Below are 1,041 nucleotides of genomic sequence, written 5' to 3'. Positions count from 1 at the left end.
GCGGTGATCACCGCGGCGGGTCCGGGTCCGGGTAGGTCGTAGCGGGCCACGGTCACCGCCGGATAGCCGTGGGCTGTGGCGACCGCGGTGTCGAGGTCGATGCTGCGACCGGCGATCACCAACACGGTGGCCGCGGTCTCACTGCCGGTGTGGTTCATGTTTTCTACTGCCCCGGCCGGGTCCGGGTCGGTGTCGTCGTTGCTTCCCGGATCGGTGCGTGGAGTCGCGGGGATGTACCTGCATTCGTCAAGGTGGAGATCTCCGTCCGACGTGGTCGGCTCGAGGTGCGGATCGTGCGAGCGAGTGCCCGCAGATCCTGCAGCGAGCGGCTTCCGTCCGGGACGCTGCCGCCGGCGGGTGGCCGTCCACCGCGGGAACAGGCGCGGAAATCCTCGGTGCCGGTCTCGTTCATCGCATCGCTGAGGTCTTGCGCGGCAGCGATGTACTCGGCGCGGTCCTGTTCGGTGAGCGAGCCGAGGTAGCTGTCCAATGTCTCGATCCGAGCCTGGGCGGGGGTGTGCGCTGCCGCATCGGCCTTCGTCTGCGCGAGTGTGCCGCTCCGGTGCGATTCGGGGGTCGGCGCGTGGGCTGTGGCCGATCGTGTGCGGAATCGGGCCGCGTAGTGCGGTGAACATCGTTCCCCTCGGTGCGTGTCGGTGGCCTCTCATCATGCACGCCACCGGACGACTCGACCACACACCGAATTTGGACGGATGCGATCACGCAAGGGCCGGGGCTCAGGTGGGGTAGACGAAACCCCAGGGCTGTCTACGGCGTCGCGGCCCTGGTCGGCGAGGAGTGAGTGCCTGACCGGCAGAACCCATCCCCGCCGCAAGGGGTACGGCGGGGGTGGCCGGGTCGAAGTATGCCAGGTCGGCCCCGTCGAACTTCGAGGGCGGCAGCTCTCCCCGCCGGGGTGCCACAGAGGGACCCCGGCTGGGGGATCAGGGGACCTCGAAGGGCGCCGGGGCCGCCCTGGCATACTTCGGGGCGGCGATCCGCGCCGTACCCCTTGCGGCGGGGGTGGCCGGTTGGTACGTA

The 1,041-nt window shown here is 69.8% G+C and carries 2 protein-coding genes; one reads left to right on the top strand and one right to left on the bottom strand.

What is annotated here, in order from left to right:
* Nucleotides 1–163: 163 nt before the first annotated feature.
* Nucleotides 164–490, bottom strand: coding sequence for a hypothetical protein (locus A8G18_RS21825; protein ID WP_064065527.1), 327 nt, complete (start codon nucleotides 488–490; stop codon nucleotides 164–166).
* Between the two features lie 359 nt (nucleotides 491–849).
* Between A8G18_RS21825 and A8G18_RS23255 the strand changes: the two genes are divergently transcribed.
* A partial coding sequence (locus A8G18_RS23255) for a hypothetical protein (RefSeq protein WP_209447065.1) occupies nucleotides 850–1,041 on the top strand: 192 nt, incomplete at its 3' end.

This window comes from Rhodococcus gordoniae (genome assembly GCF_001646655.1).
GTDB classification, from domain to species: Bacteria; Actinomycetota; Actinomycetes; order Mycobacteriales; family Mycobacteriaceae; genus Rhodococcus; species Rhodococcus gordoniae.
Note: the sequence above shows the minus strand (reverse complement) of the source record. Positions and strands in the feature narration are given on the sequence as shown.